Origin of the sequence: Rhizobium sp. CC-YZS058 (genome assembly GCF_034720595.1) — a bacterium.
Lineage (GTDB): Bacteria > Pseudomonadota > Alphaproteobacteria > Rhizobiales > Rhizobiaceae > Ferranicluibacter.
On sequence record NZ_JAYESJ010000001.1, the window covers coordinates 2,427,069 to 2,453,117 of the forward strand.

General features: G+C 65.6%; 29 protein-coding genes. 12 read left to right on the top strand and 17 right to left on the bottom strand.

Features of this window, described 5'->3' with window-relative positions:
- Positions 1 to 33 precede the first annotated feature (33 nt).
- The 3 genes from U8330_RS11725 to U8330_RS11735 all read right to left on the bottom strand — a co-directional run bounded on the left by U8330_RS11725 (position 34) and on the right by U8330_RS11735 (position 4,895).
- Entirely contained in the window at positions 34 to 732 is a 699-nt protein-coding gene (locus U8330_RS11725; RefSeq protein WP_323105454.1) for a phosphatidylserine decarboxylase, read from the bottom strand.
- A gap of 91 nt (positions 733 to 823) precedes the next feature.
- Entirely contained in the window at positions 824 to 2,710 is a 1,887-nt protein-coding gene (locus tag U8330_RS11730) for an ABC transporter ATP-binding protein/permease (protein ID WP_323105455.1), read from the bottom strand.
- Between the two features lie 220 nt (positions 2,711 to 2,930).
- A complete protein-coding gene (locus U8330_RS11735; protein ID WP_323105456.1) occupies positions 2,931 to 4,895 on the bottom strand; it encodes a LysM peptidoglycan-binding domain-containing protein in 1,965 nt (654 codons plus the stop codon).
- A gap of 230 nt (positions 4,896 to 5,125) precedes the next feature.
- Here U8330_RS11735 and U8330_RS11740 point away from each other — a divergent pair, with 230 nt between their 5' ends.
- A complete protein-coding gene (locus tag U8330_RS11740) occupies positions 5,126 to 5,746 on the top strand; it encodes a TIGR00730 family Rossman fold protein (protein WP_323107267.1) in 621 nt (206 codons plus the stop codon).
- A gap of 11 nt (positions 5,747 to 5,757) precedes the next feature.
- Here U8330_RS11740 and rarD read toward each other — a convergent pair whose 3' ends face one another.
- Entirely contained in the window at positions 5,758 to 6,747 is a 990-nt protein-coding gene (rarD, locus tag U8330_RS11745) for an EamA family transporter RarD (RefSeq protein ID WP_323105457.1), read from the bottom strand.
- A gap of 198 nt (positions 6,748 to 6,945) precedes the next feature.
- On the opposite strand from rarD, the gene U8330_RS11750 reads away from it, so the two are divergent.
- Positions 6,946 to 8,925, top strand: a complete 1,980-nt coding sequence (locus U8330_RS11750) for a bifunctional 2',3'-cyclic-nucleotide 2'-phosphodiesterase/3'-nucleotidase (protein ID WP_323105458.1) — start codon at positions 6,946 to 6,948, stop codon at positions 8,923 to 8,925.
- Positions 8,926 to 9,005: 80 nt separating this feature from the next.
- Here the strand turns inward: U8330_RS11750 and U8330_RS22425 are convergent, their stop codons facing one another.
- From U8330_RS22425 to cysS, 10 genes are all read right to left on the bottom strand, one after another.
- Positions 9,006 to 9,257, bottom strand: a complete 252-nt coding sequence (locus U8330_RS22425; RefSeq protein WP_416236847.1) for a DUF5615 family PIN-like protein — start codon at positions 9,255 to 9,257, stop codon at positions 9,006 to 9,008.
- Positions 9,257 to 9,481, bottom strand: a complete 225-nt coding sequence (locus U8330_RS11755) for a DUF433 domain-containing protein (protein ID WP_323105459.1) — start codon at positions 9,479 to 9,481, stop codon at positions 9,257 to 9,259. The genes U8330_RS22425 and U8330_RS11755 overlap by 1 nt, the downstream gene beginning before the upstream one ends.
- Before the next feature lie 157 nt (positions 9,482 to 9,638).
- Positions 9,639 to 10,085 (bottom strand): DUF2442 domain-containing protein, encoded by a 447-nt coding sequence (locus U8330_RS11760; RefSeq protein ID WP_323105460.1) that lies wholly within the window; start codon positions 10,083 to 10,085, stop codon positions 9,639 to 9,641.
- Positions 10,082 to 11,701, bottom strand: a complete 1,620-nt coding sequence (cimA, locus tag U8330_RS11765; RefSeq protein WP_323105461.1) for a citramalate synthase — start codon at positions 11,699 to 11,701, stop codon at positions 10,082 to 10,084. Before cimA ends, U8330_RS11760 begins: the two co-directional genes overlap by 4 nt.
- On the bottom strand, positions 11,698 to 12,687 hold the full coding sequence (gene pip, locus U8330_RS11770) for a prolyl aminopeptidase (RefSeq protein ID WP_323105462.1): 990 nt from the start codon (positions 12,685 to 12,687) through the stop codon (positions 11,698 to 11,700). Before pip ends, cimA begins: the two co-directional genes overlap by 4 nt.
- Positions 12,684 to 13,169, bottom strand: coding sequence for a GFA family protein (locus U8330_RS11775; protein ID WP_323105463.1), 486 nt, complete (start codon positions 13,167 to 13,169; stop codon positions 12,684 to 12,686). Before U8330_RS11775 ends, pip begins: the two co-directional genes overlap by 4 nt.
- The gene (locus U8330_RS11780) at positions 13,166 to 13,654 is read right to left on the bottom strand and encodes a GFA family protein (protein WP_323105464.1); all 489 of its coding nucleotides are present in this window, start codon (positions 13,652 to 13,654) and stop codon (positions 13,166 to 13,168) included. The genes U8330_RS11775 and U8330_RS11780 overlap by 4 nt, the downstream gene beginning before the upstream one ends.
- A complete protein-coding gene (locus U8330_RS11785; protein ID WP_323105465.1) occupies positions 13,651 to 14,067 on the bottom strand; it encodes a type II toxin-antitoxin system VapC family toxin in 417 nt (138 codons plus the stop codon). Before U8330_RS11785 ends, U8330_RS11780 begins: the two co-directional genes overlap by 4 nt.
- Positions 14,064 to 14,312 (bottom strand): AbrB/MazE/SpoVT family DNA-binding domain-containing protein, encoded by a 249-nt coding sequence (locus U8330_RS11790; protein ID WP_323105466.1) that lies wholly within the window; start codon positions 14,310 to 14,312, stop codon positions 14,064 to 14,066. The genes U8330_RS11785 and U8330_RS11790 overlap by 4 nt, the downstream gene beginning before the upstream one ends.
- A gap of 169 nt (positions 14,313 to 14,481) precedes the next feature.
- The gene (cysS, locus tag U8330_RS11795) at positions 14,482 to 15,927 is read right to left on the bottom strand and encodes a cysteine--tRNA ligase (RefSeq protein WP_323105467.1); all 1,446 of its coding nucleotides are present in this window, start codon (positions 15,925 to 15,927) and stop codon (positions 14,482 to 14,484) included.
- Positions 15,928 to 16,354: 427 nt separating this feature from the next.
- Here cysS and U8330_RS11800 point away from each other — a divergent pair, with 427 nt between their 5' ends.
- Together U8330_RS11800 and U8330_RS11805 are read left to right on the top strand one after the other, a co-directional pair.
- Positions 16,355 to 16,519 (top strand): hypothetical protein, encoded by a 165-nt coding sequence (locus U8330_RS11800; RefSeq protein WP_323105468.1) that lies wholly within the window; start codon positions 16,355 to 16,357, stop codon positions 16,517 to 16,519.
- A 264-nt stretch (positions 16,520 to 16,783) separates the two neighbouring features.
- Positions 16,784 to 17,128 (top strand): hypothetical protein, encoded by a 345-nt coding sequence (locus U8330_RS11805; RefSeq protein ID WP_323105469.1) that lies wholly within the window; start codon positions 16,784 to 16,786, stop codon positions 17,126 to 17,128.
- Positions 17,129 to 17,199: 71 nt separating this feature from the next.
- Here U8330_RS11805 and U8330_RS11810 read toward each other — a convergent pair whose 3' ends face one another.
- On the bottom strand, positions 17,200 to 17,991 hold the full coding sequence (locus U8330_RS11810) for an SOS response-associated peptidase (RefSeq protein WP_323105470.1): 792 nt from the start codon (positions 17,989 to 17,991) through the stop codon (positions 17,200 to 17,202).
- Between the two features lie 129 nt (positions 17,992 to 18,120).
- On the opposite strand from U8330_RS11810, the gene U8330_RS11815 reads away from it, so the two are divergent.
- The 8 genes from U8330_RS11815 to U8330_RS11850 all read left to right on the top strand — a co-directional run bounded on the left by U8330_RS11815 (position 18,121) and on the right by U8330_RS11850 (position 23,172).
- On the top strand, positions 18,121 to 18,552 hold the full coding sequence (locus U8330_RS11815) for an NUDIX hydrolase (protein ID WP_323105471.1): 432 nt from the start codon (positions 18,121 to 18,123) through the stop codon (positions 18,550 to 18,552).
- A complete protein-coding gene (locus tag U8330_RS11820; protein WP_323105472.1) occupies positions 18,549 to 19,028 on the top strand; it encodes a TIGR02301 family protein in 480 nt (159 codons plus the stop codon). Before U8330_RS11815 ends, U8330_RS11820 begins: the two co-directional genes overlap by 4 nt.
- A gap of 131 nt (positions 19,029 to 19,159) precedes the next feature.
- The gene (locus U8330_RS11825) at positions 19,160 to 19,429 is read left to right on the top strand and encodes a hypothetical protein (RefSeq protein ID WP_323105473.1); all 270 of its coding nucleotides are present in this window, start codon (positions 19,160 to 19,162) and stop codon (positions 19,427 to 19,429) included.
- Positions 19,430 to 19,440: 11 nt separating this feature from the next.
- Positions 19,441 to 20,163, top strand: a complete 723-nt coding sequence (locus U8330_RS11830; protein ID WP_323105474.1) for a hypothetical protein — start codon at positions 19,441 to 19,443, stop codon at positions 20,161 to 20,163.
- 82 nt (positions 20,164 to 20,245) lie between these two features.
- Positions 20,246 to 21,088: a folate-binding protein YgfZ gene (locus tag U8330_RS11835; protein ID WP_323105475.1), complete on the top strand. Its 843-nt coding sequence runs from the start codon at positions 20,246 to 20,248 to the stop codon at positions 21,086 to 21,088.
- Positions 21,085 to 21,690, top strand: a complete 606-nt coding sequence (locus U8330_RS11840; RefSeq protein ID WP_323105476.1) for an HD family hydrolase — start codon at positions 21,085 to 21,087, stop codon at positions 21,688 to 21,690. The genes U8330_RS11835 and U8330_RS11840 overlap by 4 nt, the downstream gene beginning before the upstream one ends.
- Complete coding sequence (locus U8330_RS11845) at positions 21,687 to 22,205, top strand: tyrosine phosphatase family protein (RefSeq protein WP_323105477.1); 519 nt, start codon at positions 21,687 to 21,689, stop codon at positions 22,203 to 22,205. Before U8330_RS11840 ends, U8330_RS11845 begins: the two co-directional genes overlap by 4 nt.
- Positions 22,159 to 23,172, top strand: coding sequence for an NUDIX hydrolase (locus U8330_RS11850; protein ID WP_323105478.1), 1,014 nt, complete (start codon positions 22,159 to 22,161; stop codon positions 23,170 to 23,172). The genes U8330_RS11845 and U8330_RS11850 overlap by 47 nt, the downstream gene beginning before the upstream one ends.
- Positions 23,173 to 23,242: 70 nt before the next feature.
- On the opposite strand, the gene U8330_RS11855 is transcribed toward U8330_RS11850, so the two are convergent.
- Both U8330_RS11855 and U8330_RS11860 read right to left on the bottom strand, forming a co-directional pair.
- Positions 23,243 to 25,033: an ABC transporter ATP-binding protein gene (locus U8330_RS11855; RefSeq protein WP_323105479.1), complete on the bottom strand. Its 1,791-nt coding sequence runs from the start codon at positions 25,031 to 25,033 to the stop codon at positions 23,243 to 23,245.
- 497 nt (positions 25,034 to 25,530) lie between these two features.
- Entirely contained in the window at positions 25,531 to 26,046 is a 516-nt protein-coding gene (locus U8330_RS11860; protein WP_323105480.1) for a superoxide dismutase family protein, read from the bottom strand.
- Positions 26,047 to 26,049 lie beyond the last annotated feature (3 nt).

A 26,049-nucleotide genomic window follows, 5' to 3' on the forward strand; every position in this document is an offset into this window, starting at 1 on the left:
TGCATCGGGCCTTGCAAAAGCCGGGAACGGACCTCAGCCGCGGCGGCTGACGGTCGGGCCCTTGTCGCTTGAAAACTCGGCAAGCACCGTTTCACCGGCAATCGCCAGCTGGCCGAGGCTGACCCGTGGCTCGGCGCCGGCCGGCAGGAAGACATCCAGCCGCGAGCCGAAGCGGATGAGGCCGAAGCGCTGGCCGGCATCGACGATCTCGCCCGGCTGCGCCCAGCAGATGATGCGGCGCGCCACCAGTCCGGCGATCTGCACGACGCCGATCGCGCCATGCGCCGTTTCGATCACCAGGCCGTTGCGCTCGTTCTCGCTGCTGGCCTTGTCGAGCTCGGCATTGACGAACTGGCCGGCGCGGTAGGCGATCTTGGTAATCGAGCCGCGCATCGGCGCGCGGTTCACGTGGCAGTTGAAGACATTCATGAAGACCGAGATGCGCAGCATCGGCTCGATCCCGAGGTCGAGCTCGACCGGTGGCACGATGCGCGCGATCGAGGAGACGCGACCATCGGCCGGGCTGATGACCAGATCATCGTCGAGCGGCGTGATGCGGATCGGATCCCGGAAGAAATAGGCGCACCAGGCGGTCAGCAGGAAGCCGACCCACATCAGCGGCTCCCACAGCAGCCCGAGCAGCAGCGAGACGACGAAGAAAACGGCGATGAAGGGATAGCCCGCCTTGTGGATCGGCACCAGCGTGTTGCGGACAGATGAAATCAGGCTCATGCACTCTCTCCAAAGCTCTTCCCGGCTCTTGCACCTATAGGGAATTGCGGGCTTCGGCAACCGACCCTCGCGGCCGCCGCCCCCACCTGCCCTACCGCGCGATGGGTCCGCGCAGAACGATGCCCAGATCGTCCTCTTCCTGCACCTTTTTCAGTTGCTCGGCCACCTCGGTTGCTTCGCGCTGGCGGTTCCACATCGAGGCATAAAGCCCGTTGCGCTCGATCAGCTCGCCATGCGTGCCGCGTTCGGCAATGCCGCCGTCCTTGAGCACGATGATCTCGTCGGCATGAATGACGGTCGAGAGCCGGTGGGCGATGATCAGCGTCGTCCGGTTCTGCGACACGATGTCCAGCGCCGCCTGGATCTCCTGTTCGGTGCGGGTGTCGAGCGCCGAGGTCGCCTCGTCGAGAACCAGGATCGGCGGGCTCTTCAGCACGGTGCGGGCGATCGCCACGCGCTGCTTCTCGCCGCCCGACAGTTTCAAACCCCGCTCCCCGACCATGGCGTCGTAGCCGCCCGGCAGCGAGCCGATGAAGCTGTCGATCTGCGCCACGGCGGCAGCGGCCCGCACCTCCTCGTCGCTGGCGCTCGGCTTGCCATAGCGGATGTTGTAGGCGATCGTGTCGTTGAACAGCACCGTATCCTGCGGCACCATGCCGATGACCGCGCGCAGGGTCTTTTGCGTCACGTCCCGCACATCCTGTCCGTCGATGGTGATCGCGCCGCCCTGCACATCGTAGAAGCGGTAGAGCAGGCGCGAGAGCGTCGACTTGCCGGCGCCCGATGGCCCGACCACGGCGACAGTCCGCCCGGCCGGCACCTCGAAGCTGATGCCCTTCAGGATCGGACGGGCCGGATCATAGGCGAACTGCACATCCTTGAAGGCGATGGCGGCGCGATCGACGACGAGGTCGCGTGCGCCGGGCCGGTCGTTGACCTCCGCCTGCACCTCCAGAAGGTCGAACATCTGCTCGATATCGGTCAGCCCCTGGCGGATTTCGCGATAGACGAAGCCGATGAAGTTGAGCGGGATCGACAGCTGCATCAGCATGGCGTTGATGAAGACGAAATCGCCGAGCGTCTGTTCGCCGCGCTGAACGGCGAGTGCGGACATGATCATCATCACGGCAGTGCCGAGGCCGAAGATCAGCGCCTGGCCGAAGTTCAGCCAGCCGAGCGAGGTCCAGACCTGCGTCGCGGAGCGCTCGTAGCGCGCCATGGACTTGTCGAAGCGCTGGGCCTCCATCTCCTCATTACCGAAATATTTGACCGTTTCGAAGTTGAGCAGGGAATCGATCGCCTTGGTGTTGGCGTCGGTGTCGCTGTCGTTCATGGCCCGGCGGATGCCGATGCGCCAATCACTGGCGCGCACGGTGAACCAGACATAGACGGCCACGGTCACGGCGGTGACCAGAAGATAGGAGAAGCCATAGCCCCACCAGAAGATCGCCGCCGTGAGCGTGAATTCGAGCAGCGTCGGCACGCTGTTCAGGATGGTGAAGCGGACGATCGTCTCGATGCCCTTCGTGCCGCGCTCGATGATGCGGGAAAGGCCGCCGGTGCGTCGCTCCAGATGGAAGCGCAGCGACAGGCGATGCATGTGGACGAAGGTGCGATAGGCGAGCTGGCGCACGGCATGCTGGCCAACGCTGGCAAAGAGCGCATCGCGCAGCTGGTTCAGCCCCGCCTGCAGCAGCCGCGCCAGATTATAGGCCACAACCAGCATCAGGGCGCCGGTCATCACCGCCGGCAAGAGGCCGACCATGTCGGCCCGGCCGTTCAGCGCGTCCGTTGCCCATTTGAAGAAATAGGGAACCAGCAGCAGGATCAGCTTGGCGACGACCAGGATCACGGTTGCCCAGACCACGCGCCGCTTCAAATCCGGCCGGTCGCCCGGCCACATATAGGGCCAGAGATTGACGAGGGTGCCGAACGGATTGCCCGCGTCGGCGTAGACGGTCTTCTTCTGCGGTGCCATGGTCACTTCCGGATGCGGCCTCCGATGCGCCCGGCACGGGACAGCCGCCTCTCTTCCCCTCGCAAGGCCATGCTGAGGCACGCCGGGTTTCCGGCCGCGATCAGACGGCGACGAATGCCAAAACGGCGCTCTGCGAGAGCGCCGTTGCAGCATGCTTCACATAGGGGAGGCAAGGCCCGCCTGCAACCGCCGCACCGCAGGCGGCGGCGACAACAGCGGCCTATCGGCCATGCTGCATATGGCGGCGGTGGATCTCCTCCGATTCCGCATCCGGCAGCGCCTTGTCCGGCACACCGAAGATCTGGCCGGGCAGAATGCGGTCGGGATCCGCGATCTGGTCCTCGTTCGCCACATAGATCGTCGTGTAGCGCACGCCGGCACCATAGACGCGGCGGGAGATCTGCCAGAGCGTATCGCCGCGGCGGATGATGACGGAGGTCTTGCTTTGCTGCAGCGGCGCCTGCTGCACGGTCTGCGGCTGATCCTGGCCCTCGGCCGCGCCCGGCGCGGCGGCCATATCATTCGCCGCGGTATTCGGGCTGCTGCCGTCCGCCGCGGACGTTCCGGGTACGGTCGCCTGCGGTGCGGCGGGTGCCGCCACGGCGGGGTTGCCCTGCGCCGGCCTCAGGATGGGCTGAAGCGCGGCCTCGAGCCGGCCGATCGCCGCGCCGACGGCGGCCACGTCGCGCGGCAGCGGTGCCAGGATACCGAGAGCCTCGCGGGCGGACTGGGCGGTCGCCTCGACCATGGCGCGCGTTGCGGCATCGACGGTCGGCGCAGCCTTGATGGCGGACAGCGAGGTCAGCGCGAATTCGGTCGCCGAGCGCGCGGCGGCCACCTGCTCGGCGCTGGGCGTGCGGCCGTCGGCATAAAGGCCCTTGAGCAGCGAGAAGGCCTTGGATGCCTCGATGCGCGCGGCATCGAAGGCACCGCCATCGAAGTCCGGCGCCGAGCCGGTGACGGGCGGCGCGACGGCAGCGATCTGGTCGCCCTCCGGCCGTTCGAAGGGAACGGAGGCGCGCATCTGCACCTTCACCCCGTCCGGGCCGAGCATGTCGGCGCGGATCATGTGCTGGCCGATACTCATCGTGAGCTGCCCTTCGACGATGAAACGGCCGGCGGCATCGGCCTTCGCTTCGCCGACGAACCGGTCATCGGCATAGATGCGCACGGTGGAGCCGGCGCGGGCCGTCCCCGCGACGAAGATCCGATCCCCTTCGAGCTCGACGGCGGTGACCGAAATCTGCGCACCAGCGGCGTTCGGCTGGGCGGCGGGGGCGGAAGCCGCCGCGGCGTTCTGCGTCGGGTCGAGCGCGGCCTGTTCGCCGGTCGTACCTGCCTGCGGGAGAGCGGCGCCGTTTGCCGGAGCGGGCTCGCCATTGGTCGCAGCTGCGGCGTCCGGGCCGGCCGTGGCGGCCTCGCCGGCGAGGCCGGGCGCGGTGATGATGCGGCTGGCTTCGCCGGGCTTGGAGACCATGGCCAGCAGTTCGCCGCCAGCCGCCTTGGGAATGGAAACCGTCGCCACCTCGTCCGAGGCGCTGGTCTTCCCGTCCGGCGCGGTGGCGCGCAGGGTGATCTGGTAGTCGCCGGGGGCAAGCGGCTGATCGAAGACGGCGGCGAAATCGCCGCTTTCGGTCGTCTTCGCCTCGCCGAGCTTGGTCTGGCCGCTCATGATTTCGAGCTTGGAATTGGGCGCTGCACGGCCGGCGATGACGGTCGAGCCGTCCGGCTCGACGCGCAGCACATCGAAACTCGGCGCGGCCGGTGCGTCGGGCGCCGCTGCGGCACTCTCCTGCGGCGCGCCCGGTCGGGCCCCCTTGGGTGCTGTCTGCTCAGTCCTGGAGGCAACTGCCGGCGTGCCGGCCGCGGGTGCGTCTGCACCCTCCGGATTGCCGGTTTCGCTGCCGGGCGTTGCGCTCTCGCCAGTCGTCGCAGGTGCGGCGGCGTCAGGTGCGACCGGCGCTGCCGGCGGCGGCGTCGTGGCATCGGTGGAAGGCGCCATGGTGCCGCCTGCTCCGCCCGGAGCGGCCGGCGTGCCGGGAACGGCCGGGGCTGCAGGAGAGGCCGGCGCATTGGCGGCCGTCTGCGAGGGCGATGAGCTGTCGATATTCGGCATGATGACGAAGATCATCAAGAGGCTTGCAATCGCCAGAACGATCAGCGCCACCAAACCTGTCTTGTTCATCTCATCATCCTCCCGCCCCTCGAAGCCGCCCCGATGCGGGCCGTTCCGAGGGCGTGTTTCCCAACGCGTGACTGATGCCGGCAACCGAACGTCAGCTTTTGCCGGCCTTTGAAACTGCTACCGATTTCCAACGTCCTTCACAAGGAGACTCGCATGTCCGGACGCCGCGGCGGCGTTGTTTTTCTGTCATTTACCTTGACGCGCCCGGGGAGCGCATGTCTGCTCCGGCCATGAGCAGCGAAAATGTCCCGATTCGATCCATCTGCGTCTATTGCGGCTCCCAGCCGGGACGCGACACCGCCTTCGTCGATGCCGGCCGTACCCTTGGCCGCGCCATCGCCCGCAACAGGATGCACCTCGTCTATGGCGGCGGCACCAAGGGCGTCATGGGCGCGGTGGCAAGCGGCGTCCTGTCGGAGGGCGGCCGGGTCACCGGCATCATCCCGCAGTTCCTGATGGATATGGAAGCGACCCGGCATTCGCTCGGCCAGCTGAGCGAGCTGATTGTCACCCCGGACATGCACGAGCGCAAGCACAAGATGTTCGAGCGCGCTGACGCCTTCGTGACCCTGCCCGGCGGCATCGGCACGCTGGAAGAGATCGTCGAGATCATGACCTGGGCGCAGCTCGGCCGTCACCGCAAGCCGATCGTGCTGGCCAATATCGGCGGCTTCTGGAATCCGCTGACCAAGCTTCTCACCCACATGGCCGAGATGGGCTTCATCCATACTGCCCATCTCGTTCAGCCGATGCTGATCGACGACCCGGAAGAGATCGTGCCGGCCTTGCAGGCCCACTGGGCCGGCAAGGTCGATCGTGAGGGCGAGAGCGACATCATCTCCCGCCTTTGAGGGCTTGCGGGTCAGACCTTGGCGTTGGCGGAGGTCGCGCGGCGGTTGGCGCGGCTGGTGAGCACCATCGAGCTCGTATAGACGACCAGCGCCGCCCAGATCAGGACGAAGGCGAAGAGCTTCACCATGCCGAAGGGCTCGCCGAAGATGAAGACGGCGATCAGGAACACCATGCTCGGCGCGATGTATTGCATGATGCCGATGGTGGAGAGGCGTAGGAGCTTGGCGCCATTGGCATAGAAGAGCAGCGGCACGGCCGTTACTAGGCCGGAGCTCAAGAGCCACACCACATCCGCCGGCCCGGTATCGCCGAAGTGCCCCTGCCCGCTCGCCTCCAGATAGAGAATGAAGAGAAGCGACGGCACGGAAAGCAGCAGCACCTCTAGGAAGAACCCCTGGTTGGGGCCGATCGGCAGCGTCTTGCGGAAGAAGGCGTAGAACCCCCAGGAGACGCACAGGCCCAGCGAGACCCAGGGCAGTCCGCCAGCGTCATAGGCCACGATGGCCACCGCCGCGGCGGCAAGCGCGATGGCGACCATCTGCGCCCGCGACAGCTTTTCCTTCAGCAGCACCGCGCCGAGGAAGATCGAGAACAGCGGGTTGATGTAATAGCCGAGCGCTGCCTCGAGCGTGCGGCCGACGGCGATCGACCAGACATAGATGCCCCAGTTGAAGGTGACGAGCAGCGCCGTCAGCGCCGCCATGCGCAGCATCCGGAAGGAACGCAGCGCCGCCTTCAGGTCCTCCGTCCGTCCCAGCCAGAGAATATAGGCCCCGACGAGGGGCACCGACCAGACGATGCGATGCGCTACCACTTCGGCAGCGGGGATATGGGCAATGCCCTTCATGAAGAAAGGCAGAAAGCCCCACATCACATAGGCGATGGCGGCCAGCAGGAAGCCGCGCGGCGTGTCGCCGGTCTGCGGGCCGGGCGCGCTTGCCGGTGCCCCCGCCCCAGGCGTGATCGGTGTCGTCACGTCCCTGGTCGTCACGTCGGCCATGCTTGCCTCCCACTCCAATTAAAGGCGCGGCTTACGCCAAAAGCGGAGGAGCCTCCAATTCATTTCCCTGAAGCATCGAGCAATTTCCTTGACGCGACGCGCGGGCGCCCTGCCGCAGCCATGCCACTTTGAGGAGGCAGAGAAGAGGCCAGCGCGTGCCAAGGCTGTCGGGGCGCGCCGGCACGAAAGGAACATGCCATGTCGTCCGTTCTCGCTCCTCTCTCCCGGCGGCGCTTCGTTGCCGGGCTCGCCGGCGCCTCCGGCCTCGTCCTTCTGCACCCTTTCGCCACACGGGCTGCGGCCAACCAGGCCCATCTGCGCATCATGGAGACGACCGACATCCACGTGCACGTCTACCCCTACGACTATTACGGAGACAAACCGAACGACACGCTGGGTCTTGCCCGTACCGCCTCGATCATCGACGCCATCCGCGCAGAAGCCGCCAATTCGATCCTGCTCGACAATGGCGACGTGCTGCAGGGCAACCCGATGGGCGATTATATGGCGTATCGGAAGGGGCTCGAAGGCGGCGACGTCCATCCGGTCATCAAGGCGATGAACGTGCTCGGTTATGAGGGCGCCACGCTCGGCAATCACGAATTCAACTACGGGCTCGACTATCTGATGGCGGCGCTGGCGGGCGCCAACTTCCCCTATGTCTGCGCCAATCTGACGAAAGGCACGCTCGCCGCCGACCCGACCAAGGATCCGCTGTTCTTCAAGCCCTACCTGATCATCGAAAAGACGCTCGCCGACGGCGCCGGCGGCGTCAGCCCGCTGAAGATCGGCATTATTGGGTTCCTGCCGCCGCAGATCATGGTTTGGGATGCGAAGACCCTCGAGGGCAAGGCGCAGACGCGCGACATCGTCGAGGCGGCCAGGGCCTGGGTCCCCGTCATCAAGGCCGAAGGCGCGGACCTCGTCATCGCGCTTTCTCATTCCGGCATCGACGCGGCGAGCCCGACCGAGCGCATGGAAAATGCCTCGCTGCATCTGGCGGGTGTCGAGGGGATCGATGCGGTGCTGACCGGCCACCAGCACCTGGTCTTTCCCGGGCCGAAGAGCTTCGATGGGCTGCCCGGCGTCGATCCGGTCAAGGGCACGCTGATGGGCAAGCCGGCGGTGATGGCCGGATTCTGGGGGTCGCATCTCGGCCTCATCGACCTTCTGCTCGAACATGATGGCGGACGGTGGCGCGTCGTCGATTTCACCACCGAAGTGCGGCCGATCTATCACCGCGAGGGCAAGGCGATCGTTCCGGATGTGGCCGACCGCCTCGATGTCCTCGACGCCGCCAGAGCGGACCATGAGGCGACGCTCGCCTATGTCCGTACCCCGGTCGGCAAAACCGCCGCACCGCTCCATTCCTATTTCGCGCTGGTGGCCGATGATCCCTCGATCCAGATCGTCGCCCAGGCACAGAGCTGGTATGTGCGCGACATGCTGAAGGACACCGAATGGAAGGATCTGCCGGTCCTCTCGGCTGCCGCCCCCTTCAAGGCCGGCGGGCGCGGCGGGGCGGACTATTACACCGATGTGCCGGCCGGCGACATCGCGATCAAGAACGTGGCCGACCTCTATCTTTACCCCAACACCGTGCAGGCGGTGGCGATCACCGGTGCCGATGTGAGAGAATGGCTGGAAATGTCTGCCGGGATCTTCAATGCGCTGAAACCGGGGGAGAAGGACCAGCCGCTGATCAACCCGGCCTTCCCCTCCTATAATTTCGACGTGATCGACGGTGTGACCTATCAGATCGACCTCGCCCAACCGCCGCGCTACGACGCCGATGGCAAGCTGATCAACCCGGAGGCGCATCGGATCGTCGACCTTCGGTTCGACGGCAAGCCCATCGATCCGGCCGCGAAATTCGCGGTCGCCACCAACAATTACCGCGCCGGCGGCGGCGGACACTTCCCAGGCATCACCGCCGACAAGGTGATCCTCGTCGCCCCAGACACCAATCGCGACGTGATCGTCCGCTATATTCACGACCAAGGCACGATCAACCCCAGCGCCGATGGCAACTGGCGCTTCGCGCCGCTCCCCGGCACCACCGCCCTCTTCGACACCGGCCCCCGCGCCCGCCCCCTCATCGCCAGCGTCAAGGCCGCCAAACTGGAGGACACCGGCGACGGCGCCGATGGGTTTGCGCGGGTGAGGCTGGTGTTGTGAGTGGACTTAGCGGATCTCGACAAGGGAGGAGTGATCGAGAGCCGCAAGCGCAGCAGGAAGAGCGGCCTCGAAGCGTGCGATCAGCTCGGCCCGCCGCGTGTTCGGCCAGCGCAGCCAGAGGATTGGCGGTCCGTCGGATCGAGGCTCTTGCGGAGCGCGAAATCCTCATCTTTGGTGACGACGACCCAGCTTTCTGTTTTCGCCAGTGTCCAAATCGCTGCGTCGCTGGCTGACGCCATGCCGAGGGAAGAGACGTGGGCCGCTTCACAGCCGTGGCCCCTTAACCTTTCGCAAAAGTCGGGAGGCAGCTGCGCGTTGATCAGGAAGCGCATCAGGCCACGTTCAGAACCGTATGATCACTCTGGCGTGCGGCATAAGCGAGAACAGCCCGAATATCGGCTTCTTCTAGGTAGGGGTAGTCGCTCAGGATTTCGGCCACATCAGCTCCGGCAGCAAGCAAGTCCAGCACATCCCGCACGCGAATGCGCAAGCCTCGGATTGTCGGGCGACCATGGCAGATGTTGGGATCGAAAGTGATTCTGCTCAACTCGCTCATTTTTGCTCCTGCACAGCCTCTACACGCATTTTAGCATGAAGACTGACCGTTGTCTTGAACGGGTCTCATCGGCCTGCTGGCACGCGGAAACGCCAACGCAACTTAACGCACTGTGTGAGGCTCGTAGCAAGTCCGGGAGCTACGCTGACAAGAAGGCCTAAGCTGCCTTCGTCTTGCGCGGCCGTCCGCCCTTTGCTCCGTTGGCACGTGCTGCAGCGGCCTTGGCCGGCGTCGAGACCTTCCCGGCTCGGCCGGCAAGATGCGCCATCAGCGCATTAATCCCGACGCGCTGCGCCATAAGCGCGGGGACTTCGTAGAAGGCGTCGAGCTTTTCGAAATGCAGAACATCGCCGCCGATCACCTTGACGTCGGAGACCTCGTCATCCGCCGCATGGGCAAGGGCAGCCAGAGAGCGGATAGGCAAGGTGAAGCGAGACCCATCGGCAAAGGCAAGAACCAGACTGCGCGTTTCCGCATCGTAGCGCGCGTCTTCAAGCGCGATCGTCTCGGGATCTTCCCGCCGCGCAAAGCTCTCCGCGACCTCGTCGAGAATGTTCTTATCGCTTTTTGCGATGAAAGCTCCTTCTCCGGTTCCGCCCCTCACTCCGCCGCCAGTGCGACATCCTCCCGGTTCTTCAGCAGTTTGAAGACCACCGAATCCATCAGCGCCTGGAACGACGCGTCGATGATGTTGTCGGAGACGCCGACGGTCCACCAGCGGGCGCCGGAGGAGTCGGTCGATTCGATCAGCACGCGGGTGATGGCCTCCGTGCCGCCGTTCAGGATGCGGACCTTGTAGTCGGCGAGCTCCAGATCGGAAATCTCCGACTGGTACTTGCCGAGATCCTTGCGCAGCGCGAGGTCGAGCGCGTTGACCGGGCCGTGGCCTTCGGCAACCGAGAGGGTCGTCTCTCCATCGATGGAGACGCGCACCACCGCTTCCGACACTGTCTTCAGTTGGCCGTTGGCATCGAAGCGCCGCTCGACCATGACGCGGAAACTGTCGACCCGGAAGAACTCCGGAACCGAGGAGAGGATGCGGCGGGCGAGGATGGCGAAGCTCGCATCCGCGCCCTCATAGGCGTAGCCCTCCGCCTCGCGTTCCTTGACGAGCGCGATCAGCCGGTCGAGCTTCGGATCGTCCTTTTCCACCGTAATGCCGCGCCGCTTCAGCGCATTGATGAAGTTCGACTTGCCGCCCTGGTCGGACACCATGACCTTGCGCAGATTGCCCACCGTTTCCGGCGGCACATGTTCGTAGGTGCGCGGGTCCTTCAGCAAGGCCGAGGCGTGGATGCCGGCCTTGGTCGCGAAGGCCGAGGCGCCGACATAGGGCATCTGGTGATCCGGCGAACGGTTGAGCAGCTCGTCGAACCCGTGCGAGAGCGTCGTCAGCTCCTGCAGGCGGTCGGCATCGATCGCGGTTTCGAACCGGTCGGCATAATGGGGCTTGAGCGCCAGGGTGGGGATGAGGGTGACGAGATTGGCATTGCCGCAGCGCTCGCCGATGCCGTTCAGCGTGCCCTGGATCTGGCGGACGCCGGCCTCTACCGCCGCCAGCGAATTGGCGACCGCTTGGCCGGTGTCGTTATGGGCGTGGATGCCGAGCCGGTCTCCGGGCACGCCGCCGGCAATGACCGCCTGCACGATCGCGCGGACCTCGTCGGGCTGCGTGCCGCCATTCGTGTCGCAGAGCACCACCCAGCGCGCGCCGGCCTCATAGGCCGCGCGGGCGCAGTCGAGCGCATAGGCGGGATTGGCCTTGTAGCCGTCGAAAAAATGCTCGCAATCGACCATGGCCTCGCGGCCGCTGATCACCACGGCCTCGACCGAGGCGCGGATGGATGCGAGGTTCTCTTCGTTCGAACAGCCGAGCGCCACGCGGACATGATAGTCCCAGCTTTTTGCCACGAGACAGATGGCGTCGCTCTCCGATTGCAGCAGCGCGCTTAAGCCGGGATCGTTGGAGGTGGACTGTCCGGGACGGCGCGTCATGCCGAAGGCCACGAAGCGGGCCGTCCGCGTGCGTCGCTCGGCGAAGAAGGCCGTATCGGTCGGATTGGCGCCGGGATAACCGCCCTCGACATAGTCCATGCCGAAACGATCGAGCATGTCGGCGATCGCGATCTTTTCCTCGAGCGAGAAATCGACGCCGGGCGTCTGCTGGCCGTCGCGCAAGGTCGTGTCGAAGAGGAAGATGCGCTCCTTGGTGGGGCTCATGACTGGGTCTTTCCGGCATAGAGATCGGTGGCGCGGATCAGCCGGTCCAGGATACCGGGCTCGGACCCGGCATGGCCTGAACCTTCGATCAGGTAGAATTCGGCCTTCGGCCAGGCCTTGTGCAACTCCCAGGCGATCCTGGCCGGGCACGGCATGTCGTAGCGGCCGTGGACGATGGTGCCGGGAATATCGGCCAGACGGCCGGCATCGCGCAGCAATTGTCCCTCCTCCAGCCAGCCGCCATGGACGAAGTAGTGCGTTTCAAGCCGTGCGAAGGCATCGGCGAAAGTGTCGTCGGAGAATTTGGCGCTGGCGTCCGGCTCCGGCAGAAGCGTGATCGTCTCGCCCTCCCAGCGGCTCCAGATCTTGGCGAGCTCCTGGCGCAGCCCCCTGTCCTCCCCGGTCAGCCGGCGGTGGTAGGCCCGCATCATGTCATGGCGCTCTTCCGGAGGGATCGGCGCGATGAAGCGCTCCCACTTGTCGGGAAACATTTCCGAGACGCCGAACTGATAATACCAGTCGAGTTCGGCCTTGGTCAGCGTGTAGACGCCGCGGACGACGAGTTCGGAGACCCGCTCGGGATGGGTCTCGGCATAGGCGAGCGCCAGCGTCGAGCCCCAGGACCCGCCAAGCACCAGCCAGGAGGAGACGCCGACCATCTCGCGCAGGCGTTCGATATCGGCGACGAGATGCCAGGTCGTGTTGGCCTCGAGGCTTGCATGCGGGGTCGAGCGACCGCAGCCGCGCTGGTCGAACAGGAGCACATCGTAAAGTGCGGGGTCGAACAGGCAGCGGTGGCTCGCGGCCGCCGTACCGCCTGGTCCGCCATGCAGGAAGACGGCGGGCTTCGCGCCCGGCGTGCCCACCCGCTCCCAGTAGACACGGTGCCCGTTGCCGACATCGAGATGGCCGGAGGCATAGGGTTCGATCGCGGGATAGGCGCTTCGCAGCGCGCTGCCTACTGGTTCTGGCGGGGGTATGCTCATAGATTCAGTCCATGGTTCGGCCAGGCATCCGTCTCGTGGTCGGGATGCTGGAAGGAGATGATCGCTTCCTGGCGGGAATAGAAGTCCGGATCCTCGTGCACCGGCTGGTCGAAGATGGTCGTGACCCAACTGTTGCGGGCCCCATAATTGACCTGGATCTGCGGGGCGAGATCGGCCCGCTCGTCAAAGGCGCCGATCGCGATTTCGATGCCGCCCGGATGGCGGTAGGTCAGCGGCGTGCCGCAGGCGGCGCAGAAGCCGCGGGAGATATTCACGGAGGACTGGAAGTATGACGGCGCGCCGCGACTCCAGGCAAGCCCCTCCTCCGGCACGGTGACCAGCGGCCCGAAAAAGCCGCCGAAGGCCTTCTGGCACATGCGGCAGTGGCAGATGGAGGGGCGACCCAGCGCGCCCTTGATCCGGAAGCGCACTGCCCCGCACTGGCAGCCGCCGGTGCGCAGCTTTTCAACCGTCTCGCTCATTGACTTGCTCCTCCCCTGGGCCAGTCCACCGTGTCATGATCGGGATGCTGATACGAGACCAGCGTGTCGAGAAAGGGAGCAGCCTGAATATCGGCCATCGTTCTTTCGCCGGGGAGGCTTGGCAGGCCATCGACATAGGGCAGCTTCTCCTCGATGCCCCACTGGATGCGCGGCACGATCTCCTCCGGCCGGTCGAAGCTCGCGATCGTCAAGGCGACCCCATCCGGCGCCTCATAGGTGAGCGGTGTGCCGCAGGAGGCACAGAACCCGCGCTGCACATGGTTGGACGACTGGAAGCGCTGCGGCGCGCCGCGCGTCCAGACGAGCCTTGCATCCCGCACCGAGACGAGCGGCAGGTAGAAATTTCCCGAGGCCTTCTGGCACATGCGGCAGTGACAGACGGAGGCATCGCCCAAGACCCCCTCGACCCGAAACCGCACCGCCCCGCACTGGCAGCCGCCGGTGCGGATGTCGTTTCCGCTCATGATACGCCCTCAAGCCAGTTTTCGATCCGCAACCCTGGCACACGGGAGAATTCTCGAACATTGGCCGTCACCATCGTCAGACCGAGAGAACGTGCATGCGCGGCGATGAAGAGGTCCACAGGCCCGATCATCTGTCCGCGCTCTGCGAGCATGTGACGGATATCGGCGTAGCTTTGGGTCGACTTCTCCTCGAACGGGAGGATGCTGAGCAAGGACAGCGCCCCTTCGACCAACAGAGCAAGCTGGCTGGACCCGCGCTTGTTGACGCCGTATCGGAGCTCCGACGCTGTCATGACGCTGACACAGAGGGCTGATTTCTCATGACGATCTGCCCGCGCCATGACGATCCCGTCTGGGAACCGGATCATGTGCGACACCATGTTCGTGTCCAGCATGTAGACAGGCTCGCTCAAAGCTCGACATCCTTCAGCGGAAGTTGTCCCTCTTTCACGTCGGGAAACTCCTCGTCCCACGGCTCGATCGTCTTCAGCCATTCGGCCAAGGTCTGCTTCGGGCGCTTTGGCACGGGTTCGATGACCAGCGTGTCGCCCACTTGGCGGATCAGGGCTTCCTCGCCCGGCAATTCAAGGTCGGCCGGAATCTGGATGGACTGGTGGGTGCCATCCCGAACGAGCTTCACATGTCGCTGCGCAGTCATGATCGATCTCCTTTCCTATCCCTTTGGCCTTGCCCCGCCGGCGAGGGTCCCGCCCGCAGTGCTTATAGCATTTTCGAGCCGGAGCGTGTTCGCTCAGGCATCGGACACGGCGCTGCAAACAAGAGCAGAGACCATCACAGCGATCCCGTGATCACCGAGATGGTCTCGCTCAGCGCTTGATCTCCCAGGTCGTCACCCTCTCGCCGGTCACAGGGTCCTTGCCGTCCTTCAGCTGGATGCCCTCCGACAGGAGCGCGTCGCGGATGCGGTCGGCCTCGGCGAAGTTGCGGGCGGCGAGATGGTCGCGGCGTTCGGCGATGCGTGCGGTCACCGACGCCCACTTTTCCTCATCGCCAAGGCTCAAGCCGAGATCGGAAGCCGCCTGGCTCAGGCTCTCGATCGTCTCGAAACCGAGAAGGTCGAGGAGGCCCAAGAAGGAGCGTGCCGCCTCGCCATCGCCCTTCAGCCCTTCGGCCGCCATCTGGCTCATGCCGGCGAAGACCGGCGAGAGATTGAGGTCGTCGAGGAGCGGGCTGCCGGGGTCGAGCACGAACGGGGTGGCGGCGCCGGCCTCGACCAGCTTGATCTTGGCATCCGCCCAGCGCCGCGCGAGCGCCTGCGCTTCCTCGAGACGCTTGAGGCTGAAGTCGATCGGCTGGCGATAGTGGGTCATCAGCATGGCAAGGCGCAGCACCGCGCCCGGCCAGCGCCGCCCGCCGAAGGTCTCGGTTTCGAGCAGCTCGTGAATCGTCACGAAGTTGCCGTCGGATTTCGACATTTTGCGGCCTTCGATCTGCAGGAAGCCGTTGTGCATCCACACGCGTGCCATGGCCGCGGTGCCGTGCGCGCAGCGCGACTGGGCGATCTCGTTCTCGTGATGCGGGAAGATCAGATCCAGCCCGCCGCCGTGGATGTCGAAGGTCTCGCCGAGATAGCGGTGGCTCATGGCCGAGCATTCGATATGCCAGCCGGGCCGGCCGCGGCCCCAGGGGCTTTCCCAGCCTGGCTCATCCTCGGACGACAGCTTCCAGAGCACGAAATCCCCCGCACTCCTCTTGTGGGCATCGACCGCGATGCGGGCGCCGGCCTGCTGGTCCTCGAGGTTGCGGCGCGAGAGCGCGCCATAATCCGCCATGGAGGTGGTGTCGAACAGCACCTCGCCGGCCGCCACATAGGCATGGCCCTTGGCGATCAGTGCCTCGGTGATGGCGATCATCTCGGCAATATTCTCGGTCGCCCGCGGCTCGACCGTCGGCGACAGGCTGCCGAGCGCCGCCGCATCGGCCCGAAACTGCTTCTCGGTCTTCTCCGTCACCGCGCGGATCGCATCGTTGAGCGGCAGCGACGGATAGTCGCGCAGCGCCCGGGCGTTGATCTTGTCGTCGACGTCGGTGATGTTGCGGACATAGGTCACATGATCGGCACCATAGAGATGGCGCAGCAGCCGGAAGAGCACGTCGAAGACGATGACCGGGCGCGCATTGCCGATATGGGCGAAGTCATAGACCGTCGGCCCGCAGACATAGAGCCGCACATTCTGCGCATCGATCGGCTGGAAGGCCGCCTTCTCGCGGGTCAGCGTGTTGTAGAGCATCAGATGCGGCGCGTCGGCCATAGGTCTCTCCAGGTGACAGGATGCACGGTTCGCGCGGCCTTCCGGCCTTCGCGTTGTCATCCGGCTTTGAGAGAGACGAGAACGGACAGGCCAGCGGGTCGCGCTAGCGAATAAGCTTTCCGCAGAGGGTGCAGGATGCCGTTCTCATGGCGGCTTTATCGCGCGTCATGGGCGGCCGGTCAAGGGGCGGGCGCGGCCCGCGGGCAACACTGTCGGGCCGTTTGCGGCGACCCTGCGTTCGGTCATGGTTTTGTCATGATTTCAGGGTGGTGAGAGGCTGCGAATGCCGGAAGATCAGGGCCTGCGGGGACGACGCGAGAAAGCCTGTTTCTTCCGGAACAATGAGGAACTGCCGCTTCGTGCTCTGCATGAGGGAGGACATGTTCCCGTCACCGGGACGGACACGTCGAAGAAGGAGAGAGACCACATGATCGAGAAAAGCGAAACCCAGAAACCGGCCGGCGAAGAGGTTCGCCTGATCGACAATTACCGGCCGCTGGGCCTGAAGGCGGTTCTGGCCGCAGCCCTGGTGAACCGCAAGGCCGCAAAGCCTGCCGTTCCCTTCCTGCCGCGCGAACGCCAGCCCGCCTGAGCGACAGGATCGTCGGGCTGCGCGATCATCGCGCAGCCATCTCGATGGCCCGATCTGCGCCGGCGCGTTCGGCGCGGATGGACAAGGTTAAGATCAGGCTGCTCGCAGACCCGCAGAGTTCGGGATAGGCCTTGCAAACCGCAGCCTCGTCTTTTCATCTCTGGTTAATTTTGAACGTTCTAAACTTCTCATGTCTTCACGCGGGGCGCTGAACCGATCCTTTTGGCGCGCCCTGCTTCTCCGCAAAGAAATGAGAGGGTTGGAATGAGAAAGCTTCTCTTCATGCTTGGTCTTTGCCTGGCAGGCGCTGGCGCCGCCGGGTCGAATGCGCTGGCGAGCGATTACGGCTTCAGGCTCCACAACCGCGCCGCCGGCTACACGATCAACGGCTTCTACACCTATCAGCATGGCCGCTGGAGCAACAACTGGCTGTCGGGGCGCCTGCGCACCGGCGATGTCGCGGATATGGACTGGTACAGCAACGAGGGCAATTGCGTGGTGCCCTTCCGCGTCAGCTGGGACGGCTACGGTGCCGACGACTTCAAGCTCGACTGGTGCAAGGGCGTCAGCAATATCTACATGAAGGACAAAGGCTTTTCCTGGGATTGACAGGAGAGAAGAACAAGACCCACGCCTGCGACCCGGTGGCGCTGTCGCGCTCGCCGGGTCGCAGCAGCCGGCTAGAAGAGCGAGAGCTGATCGCCCGCCGCTGCCTTGTTCGCCGCTCCCTTTTCCAGCGCTGCCTTCACGGCGGGAATTGCCGAAGCCCCTGGCGCGATCGGGTCCTGGAGCGAGGGATGGCTGTTGGCCACCTTGTTCACCCGGTCGGAAACCGGGATCGCCTCGAACAGGTCGTCCGGTGCCGGCCGCATCAGGTCCATGACCTCGCGCGGCTCCTGCGTCTTGCAGTCGAGCCACCGGTCCCGATCCTCTGGAGCAATCACCACCGGCATGCGTGAGTGGATCGGCGAAAGCGTGGCATTGGCTCCGGTCGTCAGCACGGCTGCCGTATCGAGCTCCGACCCTTCTGCCGACGCCCAGGTTTCCATCAAACCGGCGAAACTGACGATCCCGCCCTGTTTCGGGCGGATCCAATAGGCCTGCGGCCGCGCGCCGCTTTCCTTCGGCGGCCGATGCCATTCGTAGAATCCCGAGGCCGGGATGAGCACGCGCCGGTGGCGCAGCGCGGCGCGGAAGGAGGATTTGTCATGCGCGGTCTCGGCGCGGGCATTGATCAGCAGCGGAAACTCTTTCGGATCCTCGGCCCATGCGGGCAGGAAACCCCAGCGGACGAGGAGCGGCCGGCGGGTCGGCTGGTTGCTGCCGGGCTCTGGACGCTCGGCCGCGGTGACGATCAGCATGGGCTGCGTCGGCGCGATGTTGTAGCGCGGCGGGAAGGCTTCGAGGAAGGCGAGCGCCATGGATTCGGCTACCTCTTCCGGCATTGCAGTCAGCGCATAGCGTCCGCACATGGCGATGGCTCCGTCTTCAGTTCGTCTGGCATCGACCCGGCACGGCGGCAGGGACGGCTCTCGCGTGAGCCTGCGCTCGACTGCTATGTAAGAACGAATCGCGCGAAAAACCACAGTGAGAGCCCCCGTGTGACCCTGCCTTCCTCCGCCTCGCCTTCGCTTGCCTCCTCCGCCATCGTCGAGCGCGAAGGGCGCTATCTGCTCGTGCGCCGCTCCCGTCCGCCATCCGCCGCCATGTATGCCTTTCCCGGCGGGCGGGCCGAACCGGGCGAGACGCCGGCCGAAACGGCGCTGCGCGAATTGAAGGAGGAGACCGGACTGACCGGCCGGGACGCGACCCTCTTTGCCAGCTATGACCTGCCGCCGCTGACCATCGACGGGCCGACGACGCGGCATTTCTTTCTCTCCGTCTTCCGCGTCGTCGTGGATGGCGACGACCCCGCTGTGGCCGCCGACGACGCCGAAAGCCTTGGCTGGTTTACCGCCGCCGAAATCGCCAACCTACCCGCGCCCGACAGTGTGCGCGACTGTGTTGCCCGCCTCGAGGCGCTCTCCGCATGAGGATCTCCCCGCTTCACCCCTTCCAAACGCTGCGTGTCGCGACCGCAGTCCTGTCCACCTGTCTCATCCTGGCATCCGGCCCGGCACTCGCGCAGAAAGGCGCCGCCTCGGCGCCGGCCAAGGCCACTGTGCCTTCGCAGGACACATCCGCGGCCCCGCCGCCATCGCCGGCCGCACCCTATGACGACCGTCTGATGCGGCTTTCGGAGATCCTGGGCTCCGTGGCCTATCTGCGCAGCCTGTGCGGCGCATCGGACAAGGACGCCTGGCGCGAGGCCACGCAGCGCCTGATCGACCGGGAAACCAGCGCCGAAGCCGACCGAAAGGCCAAGCTTACAGCTGCCTTCAACCGCGGGTTCCGCAGCTTCGCCTCGGTCTACACCTCATGCACGGCATCGGCCGCGCTGGCGGATGAGCGCTATCGTGCCGAAGGCGCAACACTGACGGCGGAAATTGTGGCACGCTTCGGAAATTAAGCCTTAATTAACCTCTTTTCGCATGACGCCGTGTCGTTTCGGGAAAAGGCTGATAAAGTTGTTAAGACCGTGGTAAGAAGTGTCGCCCGCGATTCCAGACGCGGTGCCCATTTGTGAAAGCGTTATGTGGCATGGAAAGATCGATGGAACAGAGCCTCAACGAAATCGACGACATGATCGTCCATGAGAAGATGCAGGCGGCTCTCGAACATCAGAACGAGGCCTGGGCGGACGGCATGGCGGACGGCATCGAGCCGGAAATCATCGCCGATGCAGCCATTGCGCTTGCCATGCGCGAGACCATTCGCCTGCATGGCGAGGACAGCGCCGAGGCGCTGCTCAATGCGCTGCGCGAACGCATGCTCGCCGGCGAGTTTTCTCCCGAGCGGACGCTTCAATAGGACGAGGCGCAATGACATCGACGAGCACAAGCCGGCCCCTGGCCGAACGATGGTCCGCGCTCGCCGTTGCAGCCTTCCTGGCGCTCGTCGCCGTTGAGCCGGCCTTCGCATTAAGCGAGTTGCGGACGATTCCTGGCGCTGAGGCGCCTGATGACCGCAAGAAGCCGGTGCAGGCGCCGGATGCGCCGTCCATCCCCCTGCCCGATCCTTTGGTCAACAAGCCCGTGCAGCCCGATCCGGACGCCGAGGCAGCGGACGAGCGCACGACGCCGGCCGAGGTACTGACCGACATCTCCAAGATCCCCGAGCCGGTCCGGCGCATGCGCCAGCTCATCGTCGAGGCGGCCGCCTCCGGCGATGTCGAGCGGCTGCGCCCGCTGTTCGGCAAGGGGGAGACCGCCACCCAGGTCGGCGACGGATCCGACGAGGATCCGATCACCGCCATCAAGGAGCTTTCCGGCGATGGCGAGGGCCTGGAGACCATGGCGATCATGCTCGACGTCCTGTCCACGGGCTTCGTGCGGCTGGAGCCGGGCACGCCGGACGAACTCTATGTCTGGCCCTATTTCGTCGCCCGTCCGCTCGACCAGCTGAGCCCGCCGGAAAAGGTCGATCTTCTGCGCCTGATGACCGCCGGCGATTTCGCGAACATGCAGGAATTCGGCAGCTACAATTTCTACCGCATCGGCATCTCGCCGGATGGTCAATGGAAGTTCCTGGCCGGCGGCGACTGAGCCTCTCTGGCCGGCCCCTCCTTATCTTGCGCCCTTCGAGCGGCGGGCCTATCTCTCACGGGCAACAGAGGATGGACCGATCATGAGTCTTGCAGCCTTGCCCGACCGCGCGCTTCTCGCCGTCACCGGTGCCGATGCCGAGGATTTTCTACAGGGGCTGATCACCACCGATCTCGGCGCCCTCACCGTGGACGAAGTGCGGCCGGGCGCGCTGCTGACACCACAGGGCAAGATCCTCTTCGCCTTTCTCATCAGTCGCATCGATGGCGGCTTTCGGCTGGACACGACCGCCGATCAGGCACCCGCGCTCCTCAAGCGCCTGACCCTCTACAAGCTCCGAGCGGCGGTGACGCTGGCGCAGCTTGCGCCGACGCCGGTCGGCGTGAGCGCCGAGCCGAGGCCCGGCGCCCTGCGCGACGTCCGCTTCGAAACGGCCGGCACCCCGCTCTTTCGGCTCTATGGCGAAGACGCCGCGGGCGATGCGGCGGCCTATGACGCCCATCGGATCGCGCTCGGCATTGCCGAGCCGGGCGCGGATTATGCGCTGCAGGACACCTTCCCCCATGATGTGCTGCTCGACAAGAATGGCGGCCTTTCCTTCCGCAAGGGCTGCTATGTCGGGCAGGAGGTGGTGTCGCGCATGCAGCATCGCGGCACGGCGCGGCGCCGGGTGGTGACGGTGGAAGCGGAAAGCCCGCTGCCCACCTCCGGCACCGAGCTGACGGCCGGCGGCAAGACGATCGGTACGCTCGGCAGCGTGTTGGGCCGCCGCGGCCTTGCCATCGTCCGCGTCGACAAGGTGGGCGATGCGCTGGCCACCGGCCTGCCGGTTCTTGCGGGGGAGCTGCCCGTGACGCTGGCTCTGCCTGCCTGGACGGGCCTGAGCTTCCCGACGGACAGCGCGGACGAGGCGCAGGGCGGATGACGGCGCGCGCCTGGCAACGCATGCTTTCCGGCCGCAGGCTCGACCTGCTCGACCCCTCGCCGCTCGATGTGGAACTCTCCGACATCGCGCATGGCCTTGCCCGCGTGGCCCGCTGGAACGGCCAGACTCGCGGCGACCATGCCTTTTCCGTCGCCCAGCACTCGCTGATCGTCGAGGATATCGTCCGCCGCCTCTATGACCCCGGCCCCGAGGCTTGCCTGCTGGCGCTGCTGCACGATGCGCCGGAATATGTGATCGGCGACATGATCTCGCCCTTCAAGGCGGTGGTCGGCGGCGGCTACAAAGGGGTGGAGAAACGGCTGGAGGCAGCCATTCACCTGCGCTTCGGCCTGCCCGCCACCATGCCGGCTGCCATCAAGGAGCGGATCAAGAAGGCAGATCAGGTGGCCGCCTATTTCGAGGCGACCCTGCTGGCCGGCTTCACGCTGGAAGAGGGCCGCAAGCTGTTCGGCACGCCGCGCGGGATCAGCCGCGAGACGATCGCGATCGACCCGCTGCCGACGGCGGCGGCGCAATCGGCTTTTTCGGCACGGTTTGCGGCTTTGGAGGCGGAGCGGGCGGCGCTCGCCGCCGTGCCATGAGCCTGATCGTCGTTTCGCCGCTGACGCGGATCGCCGAAATGGCCGTTCGGCACCAGTGCCGCGACATGCTGAGCCTAATGGCCGACGGCCATGATTTCCACCGGCCCGGGCTTATCCGGCCTGACCGCCATAAGACGATTCGTCTCAACGACATCGCTGCCGCGGCTGAAGGACTGGTTGAGCCGGCCGAGGTCCATGTCGAGGCCATTCTGGACGTCGCGCGCGCCTGGCAGCGGGAGCGGCCCCTGCTCGTTCACTGCTGGATGGGCGTCTCCCGTTCGCCAGCCGCCGCCCTTCTCGTCGCACTCGACGTCGCGCCCGACCAGGATGACCGCGCACTGGTGCAGCGTCTGCGCGCTGCCTCGCCCTTTGCCACACCCAATCCGCGCCTGGTCGAAATCGGCGACGCCCGGCTGAAGCGCGGCGGCCGGCTGATTGCCGCGGTCAAGGAGATCGGCCGGGGAGCGGATGCGGATGGTGACACGCCCTTCGTCTTCTCCGCCGTGCCGCTGTGACGGGGCGCGCGCCATGACGGTCGAGATCGGACTGAATGCCGCCATCGTTTCGGTGGCGGAGCGAAGCCCGCGCATTCTGGTCGCAACCGGGGAGGATCTGCGCGACGCCCTGCCCTTCGGACCCTTCGACACGGCCCGTCACCGCACGTTCGAGACCAGCCTGCGCGCCCATGTCGAGGATCAGACCGCGCTCGATCTCGGCTATATCGAGCAGCTTTACACCTTCGGCGATCGCGGCCGGCATGGACCGGAGACGCAGGCGGACCGGCATATCGTCTCCGTCGGCTATCTGGCGCTGACTCGCGCCGACCCTGACGCCGCGCTTCGTCTCTCCGGCGCCGGCGTGTTGTGGCGCGACTGGTATGTCTATCTGCCTTGGGAAGACTGGCGGGCCGGGCGGCCGTCTCTGATCGACCGGGTAATCTTGCCGGCGCTGATGCGCTGGGCAAGCACGGGCGGCGCGCCGATCACCGCACAACGCCGGTCCCGCCTGCGCCTCGCCTTCGGCACGGATGATTTTCCCTGGGACGAAGAGCGCGTTCTGGAGCGCTACGAGCTTCTCTACGAGGCGGGCCTCGTTGCGGAAGCCATGATCGACCGAGGCTCCGCAGATGCCTCCGCTGCCGGTGAGGGCCCCCTGCAGACCGGCAGCGGGCGCGCCATGCAGCATGATCATCGCCGGATCGTCGCCACCGCCATTGCGCGGCTGCGCGGCAAGATCAAATACCGCCCGGTCATTTTCGAGCTGATGCCGCCCGAATTCACCCTGACCGATCTGCAGGCCACGGTGGAGGCGATTTCCGGCCGCCACCTGCACAAGCAGAATTTTCGCCGGCTGGTCGAGGGGGCCGAGCTGGTAGAGCCGACGGGCATGAGCACGGCGGCCACTGGCGGTCGGCCGGCGGCCTTGTTCCGCTTCCGCCGGCAGATCCTCGACGAACGTCCCGCCCCGGGCCTCAAGGTCTGAGCGTTCAAACCGGCTCGCCGCCCACTCCGTCCGAAGGCGACACCGGAGGCTGCCCTCCGGTGTCCCGTCATCATGCCACGATGCCCTTCGTCAGCTCCAGCGCCTGGCGCTCGAACAGGCGGCGATAGATGCCGCCGTTCATCCGGACGAGCGCCTGGTGCGTGCCCTCCTCCACGATCCGGCCCTTGTCGAAGACGAGAAGCCGGTCGAGCGCGCGGACGGTCGACAGACGGTGGGCGATCACCAGCGTCGTGCGGCCTTTCATCAGCCGCTCCATCGCCTCCTGGATCTGCTGCTCGCTCTCGCTGTCGAGACTGGAGGTCGCCTCGTCGAAGATCAGCACGGGTGTGTCCGCCAGGAAGGCCCGGGCGATGGACACGCGCTGGCGCTCGCCCCCCGAGAGCTTCACCCCGCGTTCGCCGACCAGCGTCTCGTATCCCCTCGGCAAGCCGAGAATGAAGTCGTGCACGCTTGCCTGCCGCGCCGCCTCCTCGATCTCCAGCCGCGATGCGCCGGGACGGGCATAGGCGATGTTTTCCGCCAGCGTCCGGTGGAACAGGATCGGATCCTGCTGGACGATGGCGATCTGCCGCCTCAGGCTTGCCTGCGTGACGCCGGCAATATCCTGCCCATCGATGCGGATCGCCCCGGCATCGACGTCGTAGAGCCGCTGGATCAGCTTGACGAAGGTTGTCTTGCCGGACCCGGAATGCCCCACCAGACCGACCCGCTCGCCCGGCCGGATGGTGACCGAGAAGTCCTCATAGAGCGGCGACGGATGGACTCCATAGCGGAAGGTGACGCGATCGAAGACGATGCCGCCACCGTCGATTGCGATCGCTTCGGCCCCCGGTCTGTCTTCGACATCGAGCGTCAGCTGCGCAATCTCGACCAGTTCCTCCATATCGTTGACGGCGCGCTGCAGATCCCGGAAGTTCTGCCCGACCGAGCGCAGATGGCCCTGCAGAACGAAGAACATCGCCAGCACGAAGGTAATGTCGCCCGGCGTGGCCGAGCCGCTCTTCCACAGGAGGAGGCCGGTGCCGAGGATGCTCGTCTGCATCGCCACCATCAGGCCATGCTGGCTCGTTCCGTTGACCAACCCGCGATTCCACGTTCGAACGGTGCGGCGCTTCCATTTCGACAGGACCTTTTCCAGCCGCGCATCCTCGCGCGCCTCCGCGCCGAAGGCCTTCACCACGGCATTGCAGCTGATCGCATCCGCCAGCGCGCCGCCGACCTTCGTGTCCCATTCGTTCGAGAGCTTAGCGGCCGGCGAAACATAGCCGGTCGAAAGCAGCACCGTCACCGCGATGTAGGAGATGGCGCCGAGAGCCACGATCAGCCCCATGACCGGCCAGCGGCTGCCCAGCACCAGGGTGGCACCCAGCAGGCAGAAGAGCGACGGAATCATCGCAACGAGCAGCACTTCGTTCAAGGCGTCGACCGCCCACATGCCGCGGCTGATCTTGCGGACGGTCGAGCCGGCAAAGCTGTTGGCATGCCACTCGGCGGACAAACGCTGGACCTTCTGAAAGCCGTCCTGCGCCACATCGACCATCATGACGATGCTCAGCGTGATCAGTCCCTGGATCGAGGCCCAGGTCAGAATGACGGCGGCGATGCTCAACGCAATGGCGAAGAGGAAGGCATGGACGGCGTCATCGGCGGTGCCACCGCCCGCAATCGCATCGATGATGTGGCCGGAAAAGATCGGTACGAAGACCTCCGCCAGAGTACCGGCACCGATCGCCAGGATCGTGGCGCCAACCATCACGCGATGCTGCGTCCAGCGGTGAAAGAGAAAGCCGAAGACTTTCCTGTAAGCGTCCGTGCGAAAATTGAATTTCCTGCGAGCCATGAGACACTGTCCGGCACGCGCGCAACGGCGGCCGGTCCCTTGGTTGAGGGTGAAAAACGGATGGCCGGATGGCGCGGACATCTCTGTCCGGCCGGGCCAGGTCAAAGCATTGGGAAGAGACTGCGTGAGCGAGACCTCAGGCGGCCGCGCGCATAATGACCGGTCGGGCGGCCATCCCCTGAAGGCGGGAAACAGGAGCGACGATTCCCATGCGGAGGATGCCGGTGAATGCTTGTGTCATGCACGCCTCCTGCGCTGGTGGGGAACGATGGTGCCTGTGTAGCGAAGATTCGCGGAGGCGCCAAGCCTCTCTTTAGGACTTCCTAAGATTCATGCAGAAATGCCACAACCATCGTCGGCCGGTGGCCGACCTTCCTGCAGCGGCGGTCGTCAGAACGCGGGAACGACCGCCACAGGCTAGCCTGTAGCGGTCGTTCGGAGATCCGTTTGTCGTAAATCGTTCATCGCGCCTACAGAGGGTGCCGAACGCTCAAGCCTCATTCAATCACGGCGCAGGCAAGCCGTTCGCCGGCATCGCCCGCGGGCTGGCTGCGATTGTCGTCCGATTTGGCATGGATCATCAGGGCGCGGCCACGAATTCCGGTCGCATTGTCGTCCAGCTTCACCATGCTGTTGAACACCTGGGCGCGCAAGACGCCATCGGCGCTGACATATTGATTGGGCATATCGCCGGCATGCGGTCCGTTGGCGGCGAGGAAACCATGTTCGGTATCGCCCGGGTTGAAATGGCCGCCCGCCGATTCATGGCCGCCGGGGCCATCGCATTTGCCGGTTTCGTGCACGTGGAAGGCGACCCAGGTTCCGGCCGGCATGCCGCTCACTTCAAGCTCGATCAGCACGCCGTTCTTGCCGGCCGTCAGCATCGCCCGTCCGGTTTCCTTGCCGTCCTTGCCGACGAAGTTGGCCATGGCGGTCTGGCTTGTCTGCTGCGCCAATGCCGGTGCAGCAGCGGTTCCAAGTGCCAGCGCGGCGGCGAGACAGGTCTTCAGCATGGT

Bases quoted from the DNA above. Each gene is read 5' to 3' on its own strand.
- U8330_RS11725 (WP_323105454.1), bottom strand. From the start codon at position 732: ATGAGCCTGATTTCATCTGTCCGCAACACGCTGGTGCCGATCCACAAG.
- U8330_RS11730 (WP_323105455.1), bottom strand. From the start codon at position 2,710: ATGGCACCGCAGAAGAAGACCGTCTACGCCGACGCGGGCAATCCGTTC.
- U8330_RS11735 (WP_323105456.1), bottom strand. From the start codon at position 4,895: ATGAACAAGACAGGTTTGGTGGCGCTGATCGTTCTGGCGATTGCAAGC.
- U8330_RS11740 (WP_323107267.1), top strand. From the start codon at position 5,126: ATGAGCAGCGAAAATGTCCCGATTCGATCCATCTGCGTCTATTGCGGC.
- rarD (WP_323105457.1), bottom strand. From the start codon at position 6,747: ATGGCCGACGTGACGACCAGGGACGTGACGACACCGATCACGCCTGGG.
- U8330_RS11750 (WP_323105458.1), top strand. From the start codon at position 6,946: ATGTCGTCCGTTCTCGCTCCTCTCTCCCGGCGGCGCTTCGTTGCCGGG.
- U8330_RS22425 (WP_416236847.1), bottom strand. From the start codon at position 9,257: ATGCGCTTCCTGATCAACGCGCAGCTGCCTCCCGACTTTTGCGAAAGG.
- U8330_RS11755 (WP_323105459.1), bottom strand. From the start codon at position 9,481: ATGAGCGAGTTGAGCAGAATCACTTTCGATCCCAACATCTGCCATGGT.
- cimA (WP_323105461.1), bottom strand. From the start codon at position 11,701: ATGAGCCCCACCAAGGAGCGCATCTTCCTCTTCGACACGACCTTGCGC.
- pip (WP_323105462.1), bottom strand. From the start codon at position 12,687: ATGAGCATACCCCCGCCAGAACCAGTAGGCAGCGCGCTGCGAAGCGCC.
- U8330_RS11775 (WP_323105463.1), bottom strand. From the start codon at position 13,169: ATGAGCGAGACGGTTGAAAAGCTGCGCACCGGCGGCTGCCAGTGCGGG.
- U8330_RS11780 (WP_323105464.1), bottom strand. From the start codon at position 13,654: ATGAGCGGAAACGACATCCGCACCGGCGGCTGCCAGTGCGGGGCGGTG.
- U8330_RS11790 (WP_323105466.1), bottom strand. From the start codon at position 14,312: ATGACTGCGCAGCGACATGTGAAGCTCGTTCGGGATGGCACCCACCAG.
- cysS (WP_323105467.1), bottom strand. From the start codon at position 15,927: ATGGCCGACGCGCCGCATCTGATGCTCTACAACACGCTGACCCGCGAG.
- U8330_RS11800 (WP_323105468.1), top strand. From the start codon at position 16,355: ATGATCGAGAAAAGCGAAACCCAGAAACCGGCCGGCGAAGAGGTTCGC.
- U8330_RS11805 (WP_323105469.1), top strand. From the start codon at position 16,784: ATGAGAAAGCTTCTCTTCATGCTTGGTCTTTGCCTGGCAGGCGCTGGC.
- U8330_RS11810 (WP_323105470.1), bottom strand. From the start codon at position 17,991: ATGTGCGGACGCTATGCGCTGACTGCAATGCCGGAAGAGGTAGCCGAA.
- U8330_RS11820 (WP_323105472.1), top strand. From the start codon at position 18,549: ATGAGGATCTCCCCGCTTCACCCCTTCCAAACGCTGCGTGTCGCGACC.
- U8330_RS11825 (WP_323105473.1), top strand. From the start codon at position 19,160: ATGGAAAGATCGATGGAACAGAGCCTCAACGAAATCGACGACATGATC.
- U8330_RS11830 (WP_323105474.1), top strand. From the start codon at position 19,441: ATGACATCGACGAGCACAAGCCGGCCCCTGGCCGAACGATGGTCCGCG.
- U8330_RS11835 (WP_323105475.1), top strand. From the start codon at position 20,246: ATGAGTCTTGCAGCCTTGCCCGACCGCGCGCTTCTCGCCGTCACCGGT.
- U8330_RS11840 (WP_323105476.1), top strand. From the start codon at position 21,085: ATGACGGCGCGCGCCTGGCAACGCATGCTTTCCGGCCGCAGGCTCGAC.
- U8330_RS11845 (WP_323105477.1), top strand. From the start codon at position 21,687: ATGAGCCTGATCGTCGTTTCGCCGCTGACGCGGATCGCCGAAATGGCC.
- U8330_RS11850 (WP_323105478.1), top strand. From the start codon at position 22,159: ATGCGGATGGTGACACGCCCTTCGTCTTCTCCGCCGTGCCGCTGTGAC.
- U8330_RS11855 (WP_323105479.1), bottom strand. From the start codon at position 25,033: ATGGCTCGCAGGAAATTCAATTTTCGCACGGACGCTTACAGGAAAGTC.
- U8330_RS11860 (WP_323105480.1), bottom strand. From the start codon at position 26,046: ATGCTGAAGACCTGTCTCGCCGCCGCGCTGGCACTTGGAACCGCTGCT.